Below are 251 nucleotides of genomic sequence, written 5' to 3'. Positions count from 1 at the left end.
AGGGTTTACGCCCCATGATGGGCAATCGCATTTATGGCTGTGACGATTGCCAACTTGTTTGCCCTTGGAATCGCTTTGCCGATGTCACCAGTGAAGAAGATTTCCACCCACGACAAGTGCTTCACGGCCAAAGTCTCAATGCGCTTTTCGGCTGGTCTGAAGAAACCTTTTTACGCAATACGGAAGGCTCTCCCATCAGGCGGATTGGCTTTGAGAAGTGGCAGCGTAATATTGCCGTTGCGTTAGGAAAC

At 50.2% G+C, this 251-nt stretch carries 1 pseudogene; it reads left to right on the top strand.

Going from position 1 to position 251, the window contains the following annotated elements:
• Positions 1-251: pseudogene (locus NLF92_RS13465) on the top strand (tRNA epoxyqueuosine(34) reductase QueG); the annotation flags it as partial.

This window comes from Opacimonas viscosa, from assembly GCF_024199005.1.
Classification (GTDB): Bacteria; Pseudomonadota; Gammaproteobacteria; order Enterobacterales; family Alteromonadaceae; genus Opacimonas; species Opacimonas viscosa.
This window is presented reverse-complemented; position numbering and strand designations above follow the sequence as displayed.